The sequence below is a fragment of the Streptomyces sp. NPDC004539 genome (genome assembly GCF_040610055.1).
GTDB lineage: Bacteria > Actinomycetota > Actinomycetes > Streptomycetales > Streptomycetaceae > Streptomyces.
In genome coordinates this window covers 1-20,100 of the sequence record NZ_JBEXLS010000016.1, presented here as the reverse complement: position 1 = coordinate 20,100, position 20,100 = coordinate 1, and the positions used below count along the sequence as shown (strand labels likewise).

The following is a 20,100-nucleotide window of genomic DNA, read 5'->3' as shown; positions in this document are numbered from 1 at the left end:
ACACGCGGACCCCGGCCGCTTGCCGTGGAAGGCGGCCTGTCTCTCCGCTCAACTCATACTTGGTAGTTGAGGTTGTCTCCCACGAGGAGGGGCGGATAGTCGAAACGCTTTCCCAGCGCGACAAAGGCGTCGTAGGCCGGCGTCTCGACCCTCACGAAGTACTCCTTCATCGCCCTCAGGAACAATCGGTACCCAAGGTCGACACACGCCTGACTGACGACCGCTTCCAGGGCAGGAACAAACCCGGGTACTGGAACGCCATACAGACGGCCATCCGTCAACGACCGGTCGAGGTCGTCCGCGACCAAGGCGACCGCTCGGAGAACCGCTTGTCGTAGTGCCTCATCGCGTACAGGCTGCGGCGGAGCGGGATCGAAGTCCGGGTCGTCCAGGCGGACACGCGTCAGCCATACCGCCCTCATCCGGTTCAGCCAGGCCCGCGTGTCCGGACCGTGCTCAGCCGGGTCGAAGCAGCCATGCGCAGCGCCGAGCCACACCGTGTGCAGGGTGCTCTCCGGAAGCGGAGAACCCGTCAGCCGGTCGATGTCCTGACCCAGTTGCCGCGCCTTCGTCCGATCGAACGTATCCACCGCGCTCTCGGCCAGGCTCAGCCACATCGCGTCTAGACGACCGTCCGGCAGAAAACGCTCGGCATCCTCCGCCGAGAGGTCATCGAACATCCTCCGCTTCGAGACCACCCAGGTGAGGCCGATGTCCTCGATCTGGTCGTCTTCGAAGTACGGGTCCTCCGGCACCACGGTCACCCTTCCAGGTATGAGGTATAGACGACGTACTTGCCTTTATGGGATTTACCCACGTACTTCAACTGAATGACGACAATGTTGGTCTCAACATCTCGGACCTCTACGTCATCACCCCTGACCACCCACTTCTTCCCGAGCGGCCCCGGCATGTCCCTGACTTCCCAACGGATGGTCTTGAGATCGCGAGTTGAAATGAACGAAATATTCTTTCCGATCCGTTGACTCTGTTTGTTAATCCAGTTTTGAAGCACATCGGCGTTGCCCCGCTGAGCAATCCACTGCTTCATTGCCTTGTCGACGGCTTCTGCGGCGATCTCCTCACTGGCCCAGCGAGTGGCCACACCTCCCCTTGCAGTCCTCGCCTTGTTGGCCATGTCATTGTCGCTCGCCCTGACATGGTCCTTCAGAGTGTGCGCCTCTTCAATGCCCTCATCGGCGACGATGTCGGTGCAGTTATGGACGAGGACGTCCTGCGGGAGGTCACCTGTAGTTCCCACATAGAAGGAGTGCAACTCGTCGACTGTCAGGTCGTACACCTCACGCGGTGTCAATCCGGACCGTTCCCGCAGTTCGATCACGGTCCTGAGTGAACCGTCGGGTGATCGCAGACGGTCACCGATACGCAGGTCGGAGGCGACGGTCCAGTCACGCCCATCGACGTAGAAGCGGTGTCCTACAGTGGTGGTCAATGTCCCACCGACCACGGTGATGTCCACCAAGCGCTCGGTGTCATGCCGGAAGGTGTCGATCACCGGACGCGCGAGCGTCAAGCCGGTCTCCGGGTCCGTGGCGAGGACCAGATCACCGACCCGGACATCGCGAATCGGCTTGTGGGAGCCGTCTGCCATACGTACCTCGGTGCTACCCGGGAAACTGTTGCGGCGGCAGGCAGTGACCACATCCTCGTAGACGTTGACCGCGCCTTCGATCTTCGCGATGGTCGCCGGGTCGATACCGTCCAACGCCTTGAGCGCCTTGAACGCGTCCGCGACACCGACACCCGTGTGCATCGCCGCGTCCAACGCCCGGATACCTTCGGCGACCTTCGCGAACGCCTTGCCCGGGATGAAGTTGGACGCCGCCCAGGCGCAGCCTCCCGCGCTGCCGTGCCAGCAGTCCAGGAAGTCCTGGACCAGGAGTTCCTTGCCGAGTTTGAGGTAGGTCTCGATGAGGCCCTTGAGGATGTCGAGCTGGCTGAAGGTGCGGGTCACCTTCTTGGTCAGGCCCTTGTAGGGCTGGGTGGACAGGAAGACCGTGTCGGCGGCGGGGCAGCCGGACTGGGTGGCGGGGACGTCGGGGTTGGTGCAGAGGTAGAAGTCGACCTTCGCGTTGAACGTGAACGTGAAGGTGACGGTGCAGCTCGTGCCGATGCCCGGCGGAAGCTGACAGGGGTGGTCCTGCTTGGCGTCGACGACCTCGACGTCGTTCTCGTCGACGACGAAGAAGATGCCGCCGAGGCCGGTCCCGGCACCGTTCTTGACCTGCTCGTTCGCCCCTTTCCGCTCGGCTGAGTCAGCGGCGGCCTGTGCTTCCTTGGCGTACTTGTCGGCGTCCTTCGCAGCCTGTTCGGCCTCGGTCGCGGCCACATCCGCCCGGTCGGCGGCAGCGCGGGCGTCCTTCGCAGCCTGTTCGGCCTGAGCTGCGGCGGCCCTCGCGGCCGAAGCGTCCAGCGCCGCCTGGTCGGCGGAGGCGCGGGCCGAGGTGGCGTACCCCTCCGCACGGCCGGCCGCGGCATCGGCCGCAGCCGCGTCGACGCCCGCCTGACGGTCGTACTCGACCGTCCGGGTCAGGGACGCGGACGCTGCGACGGCGGCCTTGGCCGCGTCCGCCGAGTAGCCAAGGGCCTCGTTGGCGTAGCCCCGGGCCGTCGAGGCGTACCCTGCGGCGTTCGCGGCGTGGACGTATGCCTGTTTCGCGTCGCCCTTGGCCTGGTCGGCGAGGTTCTTCGCGGCGGCGGCTTCGGCAGCGGCATTGCGCGCGTGCGCGTCGGCGACGGCCTTCTGCTGCTCGGCGATCGTCTTTGCGGCCTGCCCGGTCAGGGCGATCAGGGAGGCGACGGAGTCCTTCTCCTGGTAGGCGGAGCCGATCTGGATGGCGTCGTTGGCGGGGTCGGCGACCTGTGCGGCAGCCGCGCCGGCGTCGGCGGCGGCCTGGGCCGTGACGTAGGCGAATCCGGCGGCCTTGGCGGAGGCGGCGACCGCGTTCGCGGCCTCCTGCCGTGCCCCGACGGCCTCTGTCCGGGCGGTACGGGCCTGTGCCTCCGCGCGGCCGGCGGCGGCGACGGCGGCCGTGGCCTCGGCGGCGGCGTGCTTGGCGGCGGCGAGCGCGTCCGCGACGGCGGCGGTCGCGGTCCTCACCGCCGCGTCGGCCCGCAGCTTCGCCGCCTGAGCACCGTCCGCGTCCGCACGGGCCCGCTTCGCGGCAGCCTCCGCACGGGTCGCGGCAGCGTCCGCATCGGCCGCCGCCTGCGTGGCGCCGTCAGCAGCCGTACGGGCCCGTCCCGCCGCCGCTTCCGCGTCCCCGGCGCGCCGGTCCGCCTCATCGGCCGCACCCCGCGCCGCATCGGCGGCGTCCCCGGCGTCCAGGGACTGCGCGTACGCCTCCTTCGCATCCGCCTTCGCCCGCAACGCGTCGGCCTTCTGCTCCGCCTCCCACGCGTCGTCGCGCTTGGCCTTGGCGTTGTCGCGGGCCTTCACCGCGTCGTCCCGGTGCGCGGAAGCCGTCGTCTCGGCGGCCTCTGCCTTACCCCGCGCTGCCTGCGCAGCAGCCGCCTCGGTCTGGGCCGTCTCCTTGAACCGGTTCGCCTCGGCCTGCTTCGCGACGGCGTTCTTCTGCTCCGCGAGCGCCGTCTTCTCCTCCGCCTCGGCGCCGAGCCGCTTCGCCCGCGCGTCAGCCGCAGCGGCCTTCGCGTCCCCCTCCGCCTTCAGCGCGACGGCGAGTTTCGCCTCGGCGGTCTCCTTGTCCTTCTTCGCGTTGTCTCGGTGCAGCTTCGCCGCGTCGGACGCCGCCTTCGCCTGCAACTCCGCCGTACGCGCCGCCTCCCGACGGAACTCCGCCTTCGACTGCGCCGCCTGAGCCAACGCCCGCTGCGCGATCGTCGCACTGTCGGCGGCAGCGGCCCGCGTAGCCGCCTCGGCCGTCTCCCCCGCCTTCACCAGCGCTTCCAGAGCGGCCACGGAACCCTTGATGACCTGGGCCTTCTGCTGGCCGGCCAACAGCCCACGCCCACGCGGCGCACCAGCGGCGTCCGCGATCCCGTACGCCGCCTGAACCGCGGCATCAGAAGCTGTCGCAGCCTTCCGCGCCGCCTCCAACTGAGTCTTCAGCACCGCGAGTTGCTTCTTCGCCTGCGCCTGGGCCGCAGTGATTCCCCGCTTGGCCTGGTCGAACTGGGCGGTCGGCGGAACCTTGCCCTTCTGTTCCGTGGGGACGACCCGGAACTTCTGTGAGTTGCCGCCCGTGCAGGCCCACAGCCGCGCGTCGGTCCCGTTGGTGAAGTTCGCGAGGTCCAGGCACTTGTCCGTGACGACGTTGCGCAGCTCGCCCCCGGCACGGATGTCGAACGTCCACTGCTGGGCGGTGCTGCTGTTGCAGGTGTAGATCTGGATCTTCGTGCCGTTGGCCGGGTTGCCGCCCGACACGTCCAGGCATTTACCCGCGTTCGGGTTCAGGAGGGAATACCCGCTCGCGTACGGGACGAGCTGCCAGCTCTGCGCGGCGCTCTTGTTGCACGTGGTGAGCTGTACGGGAGTGCCATTCGCCGTACCCGCGTTCGCGACGTCCAGGCACTTGCCCTTGGCGGCCTCCACCTGGACGACGACGCGTCCTTCGTCCCCGATCGGCCCGAGACCGCCGGGGCTCCAGTAGTCCTGCCAGCGGGTCAGGTGGTCGGCGATCCAGGACTGGCCCAGCAGATCCGCCACCGTCTCGCCGCCCGTGACCAGCGCGCGGGTGGCGTCCTGGCCGGCCGTCAGGATCTGGTTGCGCTGAACGGCCTGGGAGCCGATCTCCTGCTGCCACTCCGCCGCCGCGGTGTCCTCCACCGCGCGCAGCGCCTTGTTCGGGTCGATGGGATCACGCCAGGTGCACGCGGCGAACCGGGTCTTCAGGTCCTCCACGGCGATCCGGTACTCCGCCGTGCCCGGCTCCGGAGCGGTCGCGGGCCAGCCGCCGGAGGAAAGGAAGATCCGGGCGTCGTCGGCACCGCGGCCGTCGAACCCGTCGGTCAGGTACTCGTACGCCCGCTTCTCGTAGTAGGCACGGTTCCACTCGGGCGAGGACGGGTCGAGCGCCCCGCCGTACAGCGGACCACCGAGGTCCACGACGGCCTTGCGCGTCGCTGCGTCGAACTCGGCGGTCGGGTCGTAGAAGTCGAACGTCTTCTGCCAGTTGGGGATACCGGACCAGTTGCCCACCCCCGTCCGGTCGTAGAAGTCGCCGCCCTCCTCCTTCGTCCTGGGTACTTCGTGGAAGTCGGCGACGGAGTCGAACCCGCGCGGGGGCTCCAGCCCCTTCAGCGGCACCTCCCACCCGTTCAGGACCGTTTCCCGCCGCGTCGAGTCGCGCATCGCAGCGGTCTGGTCCTTGTCGTACACCTGTCTCAGCGGACCGTTGTGCGCACCGTCCAGAGCCGCGAGTTCCCGCAGCCTCTCCGGCGTCTGATCGAGGGCACCCTGGGCGAAGGCGTGCATCTGACGCCCGCCCAGCCGCACGGCATCGTTCATCAGGCACTGGTCGAACCGCAGTTGCTCAGCGGCCGTGGTCTCGAACCAGTCGTCCGGCCGGTCACTCGAACTCACCGTCGCACTATCAGCCACGGCCGACTCCGGCCGTACGACAAGCGACACCAACGTCGCCGCAGCCCCCAACAGAAGAGTCAGACGCGTGGGCAACCCACGTCTACGAGGCAGAGAGGCAACAGGTCTGGAACGCACAAAACCCCCGGTCACATCGCGTCAAGACGACAAAGCGAACGGGGGCACGCACGAGCGACATACCGGCATCACGCCGAGAGCGATCCCCGGCAGCACCGGCCCCCCGGTCGCCAATTACCAAAAACGCGAACAGAAATGGTCAAGATCTGCTCAGCGCTGACTCAGCGTACGCACAGGTGTTCTACCGAACAAGGGATTTTCGATACCGCCCGTGACGGGGCAGTGCCGTAGTGGCACTGCCCCGTGTGAGTTACGGCCTCAGCGCACCATCGAACTGCACCCAACTCGACCACGCGCCACCCGGAGTCGACTGCGACCGGTGCCAGATCTGGCCCGCGCTGTTGACGCCGAACAGCTCGATACGGCCGTCCGCGTTCGTCTCCGCGGCGACCTGGGACAGGCCACCGTCCAACTGGACCCAGGACGACCAGGCGCCGCCGATCGACGTCTGCGAACGCGTCCAGACCTGGCCCGCGCTGTTGGAGCCGAAGATCTGGAGGCGGCCGTCGGCGTTGCGGGCTGCTGCGATGGAGTCGAGGGCGCCGTCGAACTGGACCCAGGCGGACCAGGCGCCGCCGGGGGTGGTCTGGGAGCGGTGCCAGACCTGGCCGGCGCTGTTGACGCCGAACAGCTCGATACGGCCGTCCGCGTTCGTCTCGGCGGCGACCTGGGACAGGCCACCGTCCAACTGGACCCAGGACGACCAGGCGCCGCCGATCGACGTCTGCGAACGCGTCCAGATCTGGCCGGCGCTGTTGGAGCCGAAGATCTGGAGGCGGCCGTCCGCGTTGCGGGCTGCCGCGATCGACGACAGGGCGCCGTCGAACTGGACCCAGGCGGACCAGGCGCCGCCGGGCGTGGTCTGGGAGCGGTGCCAGATCTGGCCCGCGCCGTTGACGCCGAAGACCTCGATGCGGCCGTCGGCGTTGGTTTCCGCGGCGATGGAGCGGAGGGCGCCGTCGAACTGGGTCCAGGCGTTCCAGGTGCCGCCGATGGTGACCTGGCTGCGGTACCAGATGTTGTCGGCGCTGTTGGTGCCGAAGAGGGAGAGTCTGCCGTCGGCGTTTCTGGCGGAGCCGATGGAGGAGCCGTAGGGGGAGACGGCGAGTGTGGAGTCGGCGGTGGTGGCGGTGGCCGCCGTGGCCGGGGCGGACACGGCGATGCCCGGGGCGGCGACGAGGACCGCCGCGAGGGCGGCGGAGGCCATCAGTCGGGGGATTCGGCGTCGGAGATTTCGCATGCGACTGCCCTGCTTTCTGGTCGGGAAAGAGGACCCGCACCACAGGGTTCGGGGAGTCGCCCGGCGCAGCCGGAAGCGCGCCTGCCGCAGAGCCGTTCCCCCGGTCCGCGTGGCGCCGGACTGTCGGCAAAGAGCGTGGCATGCGGGGGCGTGGGTGTTGAGGCTTGTTCCGGCCAGAGGAACAGGGCGGGCCGGTGGGCCCGTCCGCGCCTCAGCTCTTGCCCTGGTCCCCCGGGTCGATGCTGAAGAGCGTGCCCTCGGGGGCGAGGACCAGGAACGCGCCCTGGTAGAGCATCGAGCGTGTGGGCATGCCGGTGGCCATGCTGGCGACCGTCACCCGAGGGTGGGTCTCCCACAGGAGCGTGCCTGTACGGGAGTCCAGCGCCGCCACCCTGCCGCTGGCGGTCGTGAGGAAGAGGGAGCCTCGCCTGTCGGGGACGGCTTCCCCGGGGCGTTCCAGGGTTGTCGCCGTCTGCCAGAGGCGTTTCCCGGTCAGGGGCGCCACCCCCGTCACCTGGCCGCTCGACGTCACGAACGTCAGTACGCCGTGTGCCAGGGCCACGATTCCGTCCTGCGTCTGCGCCAACGCCGTCGTACGGACGGTGTCGGTCTTCAGGTCGATGACGAGGGTCTTCGTGTAGACGGAGTCCTGGCGCAGGACGACGTACACGGGAGAGCCGTCGAGGAGACCGGCGTACGCGGAGTCGTACGGCGGGGCCGAGCGCAGGCGGCGGGTCGTGCCGTCGGTCGGGTCGACCGTGAGGAGCAGGCGGTCGGGGCCGGACGCGGTGCGGTAGTTCCTGCACTCCGCGAAGCCGTCGTGGAAATCGCAGCCGTAGTCGGCGGGGAGCGTCGTGCTCCAGCGGGCCTTGCCGTCCTTCGGGGTGCGGGCCGTGACGGTCCCGCCGTCCGGCAGGAGGACCAGGTCTCCGAAGAGGGTCGGGTGCGCGTACCGCTCCTGGACGGTGCGGCTCCACAGGCGTTCGCCGTCGGCGGTGGCGTACGCGGTGACTCTGTCCACGTCGAGCGCGTCCGCCGTGCCGCTGATGGTCTCGCTCAGGAGCAGGACGCCGTCGTGCACGCCGACGACCTGGGCGCCGTAGCGGTCGGCCGGGAGGCCGGAGGGCAGGGGGGCGATGCGCCAGAGTGTGCGGCCGGTCGCGGCGTCGATACGGACGGGAAGTATGCCGTCGCCCGCGCAGTAGACGGAGCCGCTGTCCAGGACGCAGGACTGGATCATGACGCCGTGGGTGTTCGGCTTCGACGTCTGTCTCACCCCCGCGGCGGCCGTCGCGAACACGGTCGTCTGCCAGGGGCGCCAGCCCGCGGGCGGGGCCTCCCAGCGGGTCGGGGACGGTGACGGCTTCGGCTTCGTCGTGTCGTCCTTCTGGAAGAGCGGGGTCAGGAAGACCGTCAGCGTGATCGCGAGGGCACCGGCGACGCCGGCCAGCAGGGGGAGGCGGCGGGAGCGGGGGCGGGGGGTGTGGGGGTCCGGGTCGGGGGTCTGCGCGATGTCCGGGGCGGCGTCCGGGGCTGCGGCGTCCGGTGCCGGTTTTGTCCAGGCCGTCGCGGGCAAGGGCTCTGGGTCCGGTGCGGGGTCCCGCAGCATCGTCTGTACGGGGTCCAGCGGGCGGTGCGGGACCGTGAGCGCGTCGTCCGGGCCGTCGTCCGGGAGGGCCGCCGCGAGTTCGGGGGCGAGGGCGTGGAGGGTGGGGCGGGCGGCGGGTTCCTTGGCGAGGCAGCGGGAGAGGGGGTCGAGGAGGGCCTTGGGGACGCCGTCCAGGACGGGGTCGTCCGTCAGGACCTGGTACGCCGCTATGTAGGGGCTGTCCGCGTCGAACGGGCCCCTTCCCGTCGCCGCGAAGGTGAGGAGCGCGGCGAGGGAGAAGACGTCCGACGCCGGGCCGACCGTGCGGGCGTCCGTGAGCTGTTCCGGGGACATGAAGGGGGGCGTGCCCATCATGTGGCCGGTCTCGGTGAGTTGCTGGTTCTCGGCGGCGCGGGAGATGCCGAAGTCGATGACGCGGGGGCCGTCGTCGGCCATCAGGACGTTCGCCGGTTTGAGGTCGCGGTGGACGACGCCGGCGCGGTGGATGTCCCTCAGCGCCTCGATCAGGCCGAGCGCCAGTCTGCGGAGTTCGGAGCCGGTCAGGGGGCCGTCGTCGCGCACCCGCGCGGACAGGGAGCGGCCGGGGACGTACTGGGTCGCCATCCAGGGGCGGTCCGCGTCCGGGTCCGCGTCGACGACGGCCGCCGTGAACGCGCCGCTCACCTTGCGGGCGGCGGCGATCTCCTGCCGGAACCGGGCCCGGAACACCGCGTCCGTGGCGTACTGGCCGTGCACCACCTTCACCGCGACCTCACGGCCGGAGCGGGCCCTCCCCCGGTACACGACACCCATGCCACCGGCCCCGAGCCGATCGACGATCCGGTACCCACCGAGCTCCTCGGGGTCACCTTCGTGCAGTGCCACCGCCCCGTTCACCCCTCACCCGCAGAGCACGTCCGAGGTCACAGGATATGCAAAGCAGACGGAGTTCCACGTTCGGGGGAACGGTTGCCGGTGTCCATCACATGGCAGACGTTCTGCTGGAGGGGTTCCTCGCCCTGGGCACCCCGGAGGGTTTCCGGGCGGAGCTGATCGAGGAGGAGATCGCGGGTCGACATGCAGTTCTCCGGCAACAAGGGGCTGAGCCTGAGGGGCAGCACTACGAGAAACCTCGTGATTCCGGACGGCACCTTCGCTCCCGAAGCGCTCCGCCTCTACCGTGGCGCCGACACCTGGATGCCACCCGACGGCATGGCCCTCCCCCTCCCCGACCCCTTCGGTTTCGACTTGGACAGCTCGGATTTCCTCTGAGCGCGAGAAAGGGCCAGGTCCCGTAAGGAACCCGGCCCTCTCCTGGCTCGACCCCGTCTACACGGCCACCGGCTCCTCCACCGGTGTCTCCGCAGGTGCCGTGCCCGACTTCTTCGCCGCTCGCCGTTCCTTACGGAGTTCCAGCATCGCGTACAGCGTCGGGACAAGGAGCAGTGTCAGCAGCGTGGATGTGATCAGTCCGCCGATCACCACCACCGCCAGCGGCTGCGAGATGAAGCCGCCCTCGCCCGTGACCCCGAGGGCCATCGGCAGCAGCGCGAAGATCGTGGCCAGCGCGGTCATGAGGATGGGGCGGAGGCGGTGTCGGCCGCCTTCCACGACCGCTTCGACCACGCCGTAGCCCTGGGCCCGGTACTGGTTGATGAGGTCGATCAGGACGATCGCGTTGGTGACCACGATGCCGATGAGCATCAGCATGCCGATCATCGCCGGGACGCCCATCGGGGTGCCGGTGATCAACAACAACCCGATCGCGCCCGTTGCCGCGAAGGGGATGGAGACCAAGAGGATCAGTGGCTGGGCCAGTGAGCGGAACGTCGCGACCAGCAGCATGAAGACGATCGCGATCGCCGCCAGCATGGCGAGGCCGAGGTTCTTGAACGCGCTGTCCTGGTCGGAGGTGACGCCCCCGATCTCGGCCCGTGCGCCTTCGGGCAGTTTCAGACCGTCGATCTTCGACTGGAGGGCGGTGCTGACGGCCCCGGTGTTGTCGCCGGTCGGCTTCGCGGTGACGGTCGCGGCGCGTCGGCCGTCGATGCGGGTCATCGAGACGGGTCCGTCGACGACCTGGACGGTCGCCACGTCGCCGAGCTTCACCGCGCCCAGCGACAGGGCCCGCAGCTCCGCCAGCGTCTTCGCCGGTTTGGCGGAGGTGATCACGACGTCGCGCTCGGTGTCGTCGAGGACCGCCTTGGCCGCCGTCGTCCCCCGGACCGCCTGCGCGACGGCCATCCCGAGCGACTGGTCGTCGAAACCGGCCGCAGCCGCCGCGGAGTTGGCCTTCACCGAGATACGCGGGACGCTCTGGGAGAGGTCGCTGGTGACGTCCGTGACGTCCTTCAGGGAGGCGACCGCCTTGCGGACCTCCTCCGACGCCGTGCGCAGGGTGTCCCCGTCGGCCGCCTTCACGACGACGCTGAGGTCCTGCGCGCCGAACCCGTCCCCGGCGGAGACCGTGACCGTCCCGGCGCCGTCGAGCTTCTTCAGGCCGTCCTCGACGCGCTTCTGGACGTCGTCGTAGTGGGCGGAGTCCTCCAGCATGACCTGGTACGACGCCTGGTTGCTGTCGGTGGCGCCGCCGAAGGCCGCGAGGAAGCCGGAGGAGCCGATGGTGACCTGGTAGTCCTTGACGCCCTCGGTGTCGGCGAGCAGCGCCTCGACCTTCTTCGCCTCGGCGTCGGTGGCCGCCAGGCTCGTACCCGGCGCCAGCTCCTGCTTGACCGTCAGGACCTGCTGCTCGCCCTGGTCGAAGAAGTTCGTCTTCAGGAGGGGGGCCATGCCGAAGGTGCCGAGGAGGATGACGACCGCGATGCCCACGCTCAGCAGACGGCGGCCCGTCGCGAACCGCAGGACCGGGACGTACGCCTTCTGGAGCCTGCTCCGCTCCTCCTTCTCCTCCGCGATCCTGCGGGCCTCGGCCGCGTCCTCGGGGGTGCCCTTGGGAGCGCGCAGGAACCAGTACGACAGGACGGGGACGACCGTCAGCGACACGAGCAGCGACGCCAGCAGGGCCGCCGTCACCGTCAGGCTGAAGGAGCCGAAGAGTGCGCCGACCATGCCGCCGACCAGCCCGATCGGCAGGAACACGGCGACGGTCGTCAGGGTCGACGACGTCACCGCGCCCGCGACCTCGCGGACGGCCGTGATGATCGCCGTCTCCCGCTCCTCGCCGTAGCCGAGGTGCCGTTTGATGTTCTCCAGGACGACGATGGAGTCGTCGACGACCCGGCCGATCGCGATCGTCAGCGCGCCCAGCGTCAGCATGTTCAGCGACAGGTCGCGCGCCCACAGGACGAGCAGGGCCAGCACCACGGACAGCGGGATCGACACCGCCGTCACCAGCGTGGAGCGGACCGACGCGAGGAAGACGAGGATCACCAGGACCGCGAAGAGCAGGCCGAGCCCGCCCTCGGTGGTGAGGCCCTTGATGGACTTGGAGACGGCCGGTCCCTGGTCGCTGACGACCGTGATCTCGGCGCCGGAGCCGAGGTCCTTGCGCAGCCCGGGGAGCTTGTCCTCGACCGCGTTCGAGATGGTGACCGCGCTGCCGTCGTGGGCCATCGTGACGGCGACGGCGAGGCTGGGCTTGCCGTCGGTGCGGGTGATGGAGTCGGCCGGGGCCTCCCCTTCACGGACGGCCGCGACGTCGCTGACCTTGACGGACTTGCCGGGGACGCGGAGGTCCGCGATCTGCTGGACGGACGTGTAGCCGCCGCCGATCTGGACCGTGCGGTTCGCGCCGCCCTCGTCGAAGGAGCCGCCGGGCAGCGTGACGCCGCCCGCCTGGAGGGCCTGCGCGAGGGACTGGACGTTCAGACCGGCGGCGGCGAGCTTCGCGTCGTCCGGGGTGACCGTGACGCGCAGGTCGCGGGCGCCGGTGACGGTGACCTGGCCGACGCCGTCGATGTCCCGCAGCGCGGGGACGACCGTCGAGTCGAGCTGGTCGGCGAGGGCCTGCTGGTCCTTGCCGGAGGTGACGGCGAGGACGACGGTCGGGATGTCGTCCGTGGAGCCCGCGACGACCTGCGGGTCGACGGCGTCGGGGAGGCCCGCGCGGGCCCGGTTCACGGCCTGCTGGACGTCGGCGACGATGCGCTTCGTGTCGTTGCCGTAGTCGAAGGACGCCATGATGACGGCGTTGCCCTCACTGGCGGTGGAGGTGACGCCGGTCAGGCCGTCGACGCCTTCGAGGTTGTTCTCGATGGGCTCGACGACCTGCTTCTCGACGACGTCGGGAGAGGCGCCCTGGTACGGCGCGATCACCGACACGACGGGCAGTTCGATGGTGGGCAGGAGCTGCTGCTTGAGCTGGGGTATCGCGATCAGCCCGAAGACGAGCGCGACCAGCGACATCAGCCCGATCAGGGCGCGTTGGGCGAGGCTGAACCTGGACAGCCGGGACATGGGCGGGAGTTCTCTCTTCTGGAGCGGCAGAAGTGGTCCCTCGTAACCCTGGTTCATCGCCGGGGCCGGTTTCGTAGCTCCGAGGTCCCGTTCCTTATCCGCCGCCTACTCCGCCCGCAGTACGACCGGCCGAACGTCACTCCACCCGTGGGCGTACCAGCCCCGACTCGTAGGCGATGACGACGAGTTGGGCCCGGTCGCGGGCGCCGAGCTTGGCCATGGCCCGGTTGACGTGCGTCTTCACGGTCAGCGGGGAGACTTCGAGGCGCTCGGCGATCTCGTCGTTGGAGTGGCCCCCGGCGACCTGGACGAGGACCTCGCGCTCGCGGACGGTCAGCGCCTCCAGGCGGGCCGCGCGGACGGGGTCCTGGGGGTCGTCGTCGCCCTGGGCGAGGAACCTCGCGATGAGGCCCTTCGTCGCCGCCGGGGAGAGCAGCGCCTCGCCGCCCGCCGCGACCCGGATCGCGCTCAGCAGCTCCTCCGGCTCGCTGCCCTTGCCGAGGAAGCCGGAGGCGCCCGCGCGCAGCGACTGCACGACGTAGTCGTCGACCTCGAACGTCGTCAGGATGACGACCCGCACCTGCGCGAGCGAGGGGTCCGCGCTGATCATCCTGGTCGCGGCGAGGCCGTCCGTGCCGGGCATCCGGATGTCCATCAGGACGACGTCGGCGCGCTCCTCCTTGGCGAGGCGCACCGCCTCCGCGCCGTCCGACGCCTCCCCCACGACCTCCATGTCCGGTTCGGAGTCCACGAGCACCCTGAACGCGCTGCGCAGCAGCGCCTGGTCGTCGGCGAGGAGGACTCGGATCGGTGTCATAGGGGGGTCTCCGCCTTGCTGGTCGTCTTGACGGGCAGGATCGCATGCACCCGGAACCCGCCGCCGTAGCGGGGCCCGGTGGTGAGGGTGCCGCGCAGCGCGGTGACCCGCTCCCGCATCCCCAGCAGCCCGTGCCCGCCGCCCGCCTCCCCGGCCGGCTCCTCGGTGGGCGTCCCGTCGTCGAGCACGGTGATCTCGACGTTCGGCCCCACGCGGACGACGCTGACTTCGGCCTTCGCCTCGGGGCCCGCGTGTTTGCGGACGTTCGTCAGCGCCTCCTGGATGACGCGGTACGCGGCGAGGTCGACGGCGGCGGGGAGGGTGGTGTCCTGGTCGGCGCGCGCGACCTCGACCTTGAGGCCCGCGTTGCGGAAGGTGTCCGCGAGTTCGTCGAGGCGGCCGAGGCCGGGGGCGGGCTCGGTGGGGGCCTCCGGGTCGCCGGACTGCCTGAGGAGGCCGACGGTCGCCCGCAGTTCGTTGAGCGCCGAGCGGCTGGCCTCGCGGACGTGCGCGAGGGCTTCTTTGGCCTGGTCGGGGCGCTTGTCCATGACGTGCGCGGCGACGCCCGCCTGGACGTTGACGAGGGCGATGTGGTGGGCGACGACGTCGTGGAGATCCCGGGCGATCCTGAGGCGCTCCTCGGCGACGCGCCGCCGCGCCTCCTCCTCCCGGGTCCGCTCGGCCCGCTCGGCCCGGTCCCGGATCGCCTGCACCACGGCCCTGCGGCTGCGTACGGCGTCCCCCGCCGTCGCGCCGATCCCGGTCCACGCGAACACCGCGAGGTTCTCCTGCGCGTACCAGGGCAGGGGGCCCGCCAGCATCGCGGCCCCCGTGAGGACCGTGACCGTGAGGAGGCCGAGGCGCAGGGTGGTGGAGCGGTCGGTGGTGGCGGCCACGGTGAACAGGGCGATCACCGCTGACATGACGACGGGGGCGCGAGGATCTCCGGCGGTGAGGCACTCCGCCAGGGCGACGCCGGAGGTGGCCGCGAGGACCCGCACGGGGGCCCGGCGCCTGAAGATCAGGGCTATCGCGCCGAGGGTCATCAGCAGCAGGCTCAGCGGGTCCGGCGTCCGCACCCCCCAGCTGACCCCCCGCTCCCCGTGCGGGTCCACGAAGCTCCCGGCGAGCATGCACACGAGAACGCCTGCGGCGAGGGTGGCGTCCAGGGCCAGGGGGTGCGCCTTGAGGCCGCCGCGGGCCCTGTCGAGTGTGCTCACGTTGTCAAAATACGGCGGGGAGTGTGGGGGTGGGTACCTGTTGGTCGCCGGGTGCGAGTTCGTCGTGGCTGATCGCGCAGTTCCCCGCGCCCCTGAAAGACTCACGGCGCACCCTGCGTCGTACGGCCTAGGACCGGCCTCCTCCTGCGCTACTCCCCCAGCCCGATCCCGGCCCGCTGTCGTGCTTGCGATCATTCCGGCATGACTTCTTCCTGGCCCTCCCACCTCGACGTCGGTGCCGTGCGGTTCGCTCGGCCCACTGCTCGGTACGACGATGTGCTCGTGTTCTACCGGGACGTGCTCGGGCTGCCGGTGCTGGCCGCGTGGCGGGATCACAGTGGGTACGACGGGGTGGTGTTCGGGCTGCCGGGGGCGCCCGTGCAGATGGAGTTGTTGCAGCACGGGAACCCGCCGGAGATTCCCGAGCCGAACCCGGAGAACCAGCTCGTGCTGTATCTGCGGGGGCCCGGGGCGCTCGCGGCGGCCGTGGAGCGGCTGACCGGGTTCGGGCACCGCCCGGTGCCGTCCGTGAACCCCTACTGGGAGCAGCACGGCGCGGTGCTCTTCGAGGACCCGGACGGCTGGCTGGTGGTGCTGGCGCCGTGGGTGTTCGGGGAGGAGAGACCGCCGGGGGTGTGAGTCAGCCCGGGATCAGGCCGTCGTCGTTCAGCATGGCGCGGACCTCTTCGAGGGTCGCGTCCGGGCTGGGGAGGATGAGGTCGGAGGGTTCCAGAGCGTCGTCCGGGAGCGGTGCGCCGAGGTCGCGGACCGCGTCCAGGAGGGCGGTGAGGGTTCGGCGGAAGGCTGGCTCGTCGCCGGATTCGAGTTCGGCGAGGAGTTCGTCGTCCAGTCTGTTGAGCTCGGTGAGGTGGCTCTCCGCCAGCCTCACCTGGCCCTCCCCCATGATCCGTACGATCATGTCGCCCTCCTTGGCGTGGCCCCTACTGCTTGTCGAAGCGGGGGGTGTCCTGCGGCTGCTGCTGGGGCTGGGACTGACCGGCGCCGCCTTCGATGGCCTGCTGGGAGGCGGCGGGACCACCGGCCAGCTCGGCCTTCATGCGCTGGAGCTCCAGCTCTACATCCGTACCACCGGAGAGCCGGTCCAGCTCGGTCTGGATGTCGTCCTTCGCGAGCCCCGTCGGGTCGTCGAGCGCACCCGAGGCCAGCAGTTCGTCGAGCGCGCCCGCGCGGGCCTGGAGCTGCGCGGTCTTGTCCTCGGCGCGCTGGATGGCCAGCCCGACATCGCCCATCTCCTCGGAGATGCCGGAGAACGCCTCGCCGATCCGGGTCTGTGCCTGGGCCGCCGTGTAGGTCGCCTTGATGGTCTCTTTCTTCGTACGGAACGCGTCGACCTTGGCCTGGAGGCGCTGGGCCGCGAGGGTGAGCTTCTCCTCCTCGCCCTGGAGCGTGGAGTGCTGCGTCTCCAGGTCGGTCACCTGCTGCTGGAGCGCCGCGCGCCGGGAGAGCGCCTCGCGGGCGAGGTCCTCACGGCCGAGGGCGAGCGCCTTGCGGCCCTGGTCCTCCAGCTTGGACGACTGCGACTGCAACTGGTTGAGCTGGAGCTCCAGGCGCTTGCGTGAGGTGGCGACGTCGGCCACGCCCCGGCGGACCTTCTGGAGCAGTTCCAGCTGCTTCTGATACGAGTAATCGAGGGTTTCGCGCGGGTCCTCGGCCCGGTCAAGGGCTTTGTTCGCCTTCGCGCGGAAGATCATCCCCATACGCTTCATGACACCGCTCATGGGCTTCGCGCGCCCCCTTCTGACAGAACTCCGGCTCACGATCTGCGACAGAACCCACAGTACGGGCCCTGTCTCCATTGACGCACTGTTCCGGGACGGATGCGCTCCTCCCCAAGGACGACTGCGCCCGCCCCCGATCCGGCGTAAGGAGTAGGTGGACCCCTTGCTCAACAGGACGACCGGCGTTGCCGGATCGTTCCCCGCCCGACTGGGGTCCATGCGCCCGGAACGCTTACCCTTGGGTTTTGTGTTCCGTAGCCGTGCCACCAAGGACGAGAAAGCCGCCGCCGCCGAGGCGCCGTCGGCCGACTCCACTCAGCCCCGAGACCCGCAGGCCCCCAAGGGCCGGCCCACGCCTAAGCGCAGTGAGGCCCGCTCCACGCGCCGCAGTGTCTCCAACACGCCGATGACGCGGAAGGAGGCGGCCAAGCGACAGCGCGAGGAGCGCAGGCGCCAGCTGGACAAGCAGCGCGAGGCGCTGGCCGGCGGCGACGAGCGCTACCTGCCCGCGCGCGACCAGGGCAAGGTCCGCAAGTTCACCCGCGACTTCGTCGACTCCCGGCTGAACGTCGCGGAGACGTTCCTGCCGATGGCCGTCGTGATCCTCGTCCTGAGCATCGTGCGCGTCGCCGAGCTCCAGACGCTGTCGCTGCTGCTGTGGCTGGTCCTGATCGTCCTGATCGTGCTGGACTCGATCCTCATCAGCTTCCGGCTGCGCAAGCAGCTCGTGGCCCGCTTCCCGGAGGAGCGCCACAAGGGCGCCGTTCCGTACGCTCTCATGCGCTCGCTCCAGGTGCGCCGCCTCCGTCTGCCGAAGCCGCAGGTCAAGCGGGGGGCGAAGCTCTGAGCGCTACGCCGTCGTTCTCCGGGGACGCGGCCGGGGCCTGGCTGGACCGGCTGGGCGGGCTGCGGGATGTCGTACGACAGGAACTGGTCGCACGCCAGCTCGACGAGCAGATAGCCGGGCGGTACTCCGTCGGGCGGCGGCTGCGGGTGCTGGACGTCGGGATGGGGCAGGGCACGCAGGCGCTGCGGCTGGCCCGGCTCGGCCATCAGGTGACCGGTCTCGAACAGAACCCGCTGATGCTGGCGACCGCGCGCGAGGCGCTCGCGGGTGAGCCGGAGGGCATCCGGGAGCGGGTGCGGATCATAGAGGGCGACGGCCGGGAGACCGGTGTGCACTTCCTGCCGGGGAGTTTCGACGTCGTGCTCTGTCACGGCGTGCTGATGTACGTCCCCGAGCCGGACGCGCTCCTCGCCGGGCTCGGGCGGATGCTGGCGCCCGGCGGGATGGTCTCCCTCCTCGTGCGCAACGGCGACGCCCTCGCGATGCGGCCGGGGCTGTCCGGGGACTGGGCGACCGCGCAGGCCGCGTTCGACACGGTCGACTACACGAACCGGCTCGGGCTGGACGTCCGGGCGGACCGGCTGGCGGCCCTCACCGACGCGCTCGGGGGGATCGGGGCGCCGCTCCAGGCGTGGTACGGGGTGCGGGTGTTCACTGACGCGGCTCCGGACGACGCGGTGGTGCCCGAGGATCTGGCTCCGCTGCTGGCGGCGGAGGAGCGGGCGGGGCGGACGGACCCCTATCGCCGGGTCGCCGCGCTGCTGCACCTGTGTGGAGTACGGGGCTGAGGAACGGGTTCGCCGCCCGGCGGGGGTCCCGGCGGGCGGCGAAGGGGTCGGCCGAGAGGTCAGGAGTCGGCCGGGTGCAGGCTCATCGGGCCGTAGATCTCCGTGGTGTCCTCGAACAGTCGTACCTGGTCGGCGCCGCCTTCCGCGAGCGGCTGCCACTGTTCTCCGATCCAGGACTCGGCATCCCCCTGCGTGGTGAACTCCTCCGGTTCCACCGCGGGCTGGACCTCCGTCCCGTCGGCCTTCTCGAACCGCCACGTCCATGCCGCCATGTACGCCTCCTGGGTCTGATCTTGGTCCGGTTGCCCAGAGTATGCGGTTCGGGGGGTGGGGCGTAGGGGGCTTCAGGAGTGTTGTTCGGCTGACCGCCGGTGGGGGTTGATCGCGCAGTTCCCCGCGCCCCTGAAATGCGCTGCCCTGCGGGCAGTCGCATTTCATGGCGCGCGTGCGGATCTCCTTCAGGTGAAAATCGTTCCGTGGAATTGACTCTGCTCGGCACCGGCGCCCCCGCCGGCCTGCCCCGGCCCGGCTGTCCCTGTGCCGTCTGCGCGCTGTCCCTCGGGGGCGAGGCGCGGGCGGCGACCGCCGTGCTCGTGGACGGGGCCCTGCTGCTCGATCTGACGCCCGGGGCCGCGTTGGCCGCCGCTCGGGCGGGGCACTCGCTCGCGGGGGTGCGGCAGGTGTTGCTGTCGCATCCGCACGACGGGCCGGCCGTGGAGGTGCCGTTGGGGCTTCCCCGGCCGGGACGCGTGCCGGACGGGCGGGAGCTGGCGCTGCTGACGGGGCATCGGGTGCGGGCCGTGGCGATGGACGCGGGCGGGACGGGGTACGCGGTGACGGGCCCGGACGGGCAGCGGCTGCTGTACCTGCCGCCGGGCGGGGCGCCGGCGGGGCTGGAGGAGTCCGAGCGCTACGACATGGTCCTGCTGGACGTCGTGGGGCGGCCGGACGCGCTCGCGAGGCTGCGGGCGGTGGGTGCGGTCGGCGCGACGACCGACGTGCTCGCCGTCCATCTGGACCACGACGTGCCCCCGGGCGCGGAGCTGCGGCGCCGGCTCGCGGCGGCGGGGGCGCGGGCCGTGGCGGACGGGACGACGCTGACGGTCGGCGTCTACGAGGACGTACCGGACGTCCCCCGCCGCACCCTCGTCCTCGGCGGCGCGCGTTCGGGGAAGTCCGTCGAGGCGGAGCGGCGTCTTGAGGCGTTCCCGGACGTCCTGTACGTCGCGACGGGCGGGACGCGCGGCGGGGACACGGAGTGGGCGTCGCGGGTGTCGCTGCACCGGGAGCGGCGGCCGGGGTCGTGGCGTACGGCCGAGACCTGCGACCTGGTCCCGCTCCTGTCGGCCGACGGCCCCCCGCTCCTCGTCGACTGCCTCTCCCTGTGGCTCACCGACGCGATGGACTCCGTCGGTGCCTGGGACGACGCGGTATGGGCCGACGGCGGCGAGAAGACCCTCCGCGAACGCGTCGCCGACCTCACGGCCGCCGTCCGCACGACCTCCCGAACCGTCGTCCTCGTCTCCAACGAGGTCGGCTCAGGCATCGTCCCCGCAACCCCGTCAGGCCGCCGCTACCGCGACGAACTGGGCCGCCTGAACGCAGCGGTGGCCGGAAAGTGCGAACAGGTGGTGCTGGTGGTGGCGGGGCAGGGGGTGGTGTTGCGGGGGTGAGGGGGTGCTGGAGGTGTGCTCGGCGACGAAGCACCGGTCGCCCTCGAACTCGTCGGCCACCTTCCGCCAGGCCC

Annotated in this window: 14 protein-coding genes and 1 pseudogene; 5 read left to right on the top strand and 10 right to left on the bottom strand. The window is 70.6% G+C overall.

From position 1 onward, the window contains the following. Nucleotides 1-53: 53 nt before the first annotated feature. The 4 genes from ABZX85_RS29325 to ABZX85_RS29310 form a co-directional block, all read right to left on the bottom strand. A complete protein-coding gene (locus ABZX85_RS29325) occupies nucleotides 54-764 on the bottom strand; it encodes a hypothetical protein (RefSeq protein WP_355874785.1) in 711 nt (236 codons plus the stop codon). Next, nucleotides 761-5,563, bottom strand: a complete 4,803-nt coding sequence (locus tag ABZX85_RS29320; protein ID WP_355874782.1) for an RICIN domain-containing protein — start codon at nucleotides 5,561-5,563, stop codon at nucleotides 761-763. Before ABZX85_RS29320 ends, ABZX85_RS29325 begins: the two co-directional genes overlap by 4 nt. A gap of 385 nt (nucleotides 5,564-5,948) precedes the next feature. Then, nucleotides 5,949-6,905, bottom strand: coding sequence for a tectonin domain-containing protein (locus tag ABZX85_RS29315; RefSeq protein WP_355874779.1), 957 nt, complete (start codon nucleotides 6,903-6,905; stop codon nucleotides 5,949-5,951). 244 nt (nucleotides 6,906-7,149) lie between these two features. Next, nucleotides 7,150-9,411, bottom strand: a complete 2,262-nt coding sequence (locus ABZX85_RS29310; RefSeq protein WP_355874776.1) for a protein kinase — start codon at nucleotides 9,409-9,411, stop codon at nucleotides 7,150-7,152. A 101-nt stretch (nucleotides 9,412-9,512) separates the two neighbouring features. Between ABZX85_RS29310 and ABZX85_RS29305 the strand changes: the two are divergent. Further along, a pseudogene (locus tag ABZX85_RS29305) lies at nucleotides 9,513-9,798 on the top strand (hypothetical protein). A 57-nt stretch (nucleotides 9,799-9,855) separates the two neighbouring features. Here ABZX85_RS29305 and ABZX85_RS29300 read toward each other — a convergent pair. The 3 genes from ABZX85_RS29300 to ABZX85_RS29290 form a co-directional block, all read right to left on the bottom strand. Further along, nucleotides 9,856-12,942: an efflux RND transporter permease subunit gene (locus tag ABZX85_RS29300; protein WP_355874773.1), complete on the bottom strand. Its 3,087-nt coding sequence runs from the start codon at nucleotides 12,940-12,942 to the stop codon at nucleotides 9,856-9,858. A 136-nt stretch (nucleotides 12,943-13,078) separates the two neighbouring features. Next, nucleotides 13,079-13,759 carry a response regulator transcription factor gene (locus ABZX85_RS29295; protein WP_355874771.1) on the bottom strand — a complete coding sequence of 227 codons (681 nt, stop codon included), beginning with the start codon at nucleotides 13,757-13,759 and terminating at the stop codon, nucleotides 13,079-13,081. Beyond that, the gene (locus ABZX85_RS29290; RefSeq protein ID WP_355874768.1) at nucleotides 13,756-14,979 is read right to left on the bottom strand and encodes a sensor histidine kinase; all 1,224 of its coding nucleotides are present in this window, start codon (nucleotides 14,977-14,979) and stop codon (nucleotides 13,756-13,758) included. The genes ABZX85_RS29295 and ABZX85_RS29290 overlap by 4 nt, the downstream gene beginning before the upstream one ends. Nucleotides 14,980-15,180: 201 nt before the next feature. On the opposite strand from ABZX85_RS29290, the gene ABZX85_RS29285 reads away from it, so the two are divergent. Continuing rightward, the gene (locus ABZX85_RS29285) at nucleotides 15,181-15,618 is read left to right on the top strand and encodes a VOC family protein (RefSeq protein WP_355874765.1); all 438 of its coding nucleotides are present in this window, start codon (nucleotides 15,181-15,183) and stop codon (nucleotides 15,616-15,618) included. 1 nt (nucleotide 15,619) lies between these two features. On the opposite strand, the gene ABZX85_RS29280 is transcribed toward ABZX85_RS29285, so the two are convergent. Together ABZX85_RS29280 and ABZX85_RS29275 are read right to left on the bottom strand one after the other, a co-directional pair. Beyond that, a complete protein-coding gene (locus ABZX85_RS29280; RefSeq protein WP_355874762.1) occupies nucleotides 15,620-15,898 on the bottom strand; it encodes a hypothetical protein in 279 nt (92 codons plus the stop codon). A 22-nt stretch (nucleotides 15,899-15,920) separates the two neighbouring features. Next, nucleotides 15,921-16,718 carry a PspA/IM30 family protein gene (locus tag ABZX85_RS29275; protein WP_355874759.1) on the bottom strand — a complete coding sequence of 266 codons (798 nt, stop codon included), beginning with the start codon at nucleotides 16,716-16,718 and terminating at the stop codon, nucleotides 15,921-15,923. 217 nt (nucleotides 16,719-16,935) lie between these two features. On the opposite strand from ABZX85_RS29275, the gene ABZX85_RS29270 reads away from it, so the two are divergent. Both ABZX85_RS29270 and ABZX85_RS29265 read left to right on the top strand, forming a co-directional pair. Further along, on the top strand, nucleotides 16,936-17,565 hold the full coding sequence (locus ABZX85_RS29270) for a DUF3043 domain-containing protein (protein WP_355875320.1): 630 nt from the start codon (nucleotides 16,936-16,938) through the stop codon (nucleotides 17,563-17,565). A 50-nt stretch (nucleotides 17,566-17,615) separates the two neighbouring features. Continuing rightward, on the top strand, nucleotides 17,616-18,353 hold the full coding sequence (locus tag ABZX85_RS29265; protein WP_355875317.1) for a methyltransferase domain-containing protein: 738 nt from the start codon (nucleotides 17,616-17,618) through the stop codon (nucleotides 18,351-18,353). Nucleotides 18,354-18,412: 59 nt separating this feature from the next. On the opposite strand, the gene ABZX85_RS29260 is transcribed toward ABZX85_RS29265, so the two are convergent. After that, on the bottom strand, nucleotides 18,413-18,625 hold the full coding sequence (locus tag ABZX85_RS29260; RefSeq protein ID WP_355874756.1) for a hypothetical protein: 213 nt from the start codon (nucleotides 18,623-18,625) through the stop codon (nucleotides 18,413-18,415). 204 nt (nucleotides 18,626-18,829) lie between these two features. Here ABZX85_RS29260 and ABZX85_RS29255 point away from each other — a divergent pair, with 204 nt between their 5' ends. Then, the gene (locus tag ABZX85_RS29255; protein WP_355874753.1) at nucleotides 18,830-20,026 is read left to right on the top strand and encodes a bifunctional adenosylcobinamide kinase/adenosylcobinamide-phosphate guanylyltransferase; all 1,197 of its coding nucleotides are present in this window, start codon (nucleotides 18,830-18,832) and stop codon (nucleotides 20,024-20,026) included. The last annotated feature ends 74 nt before the right edge of the window (nucleotides 20,027-20,100 follow it).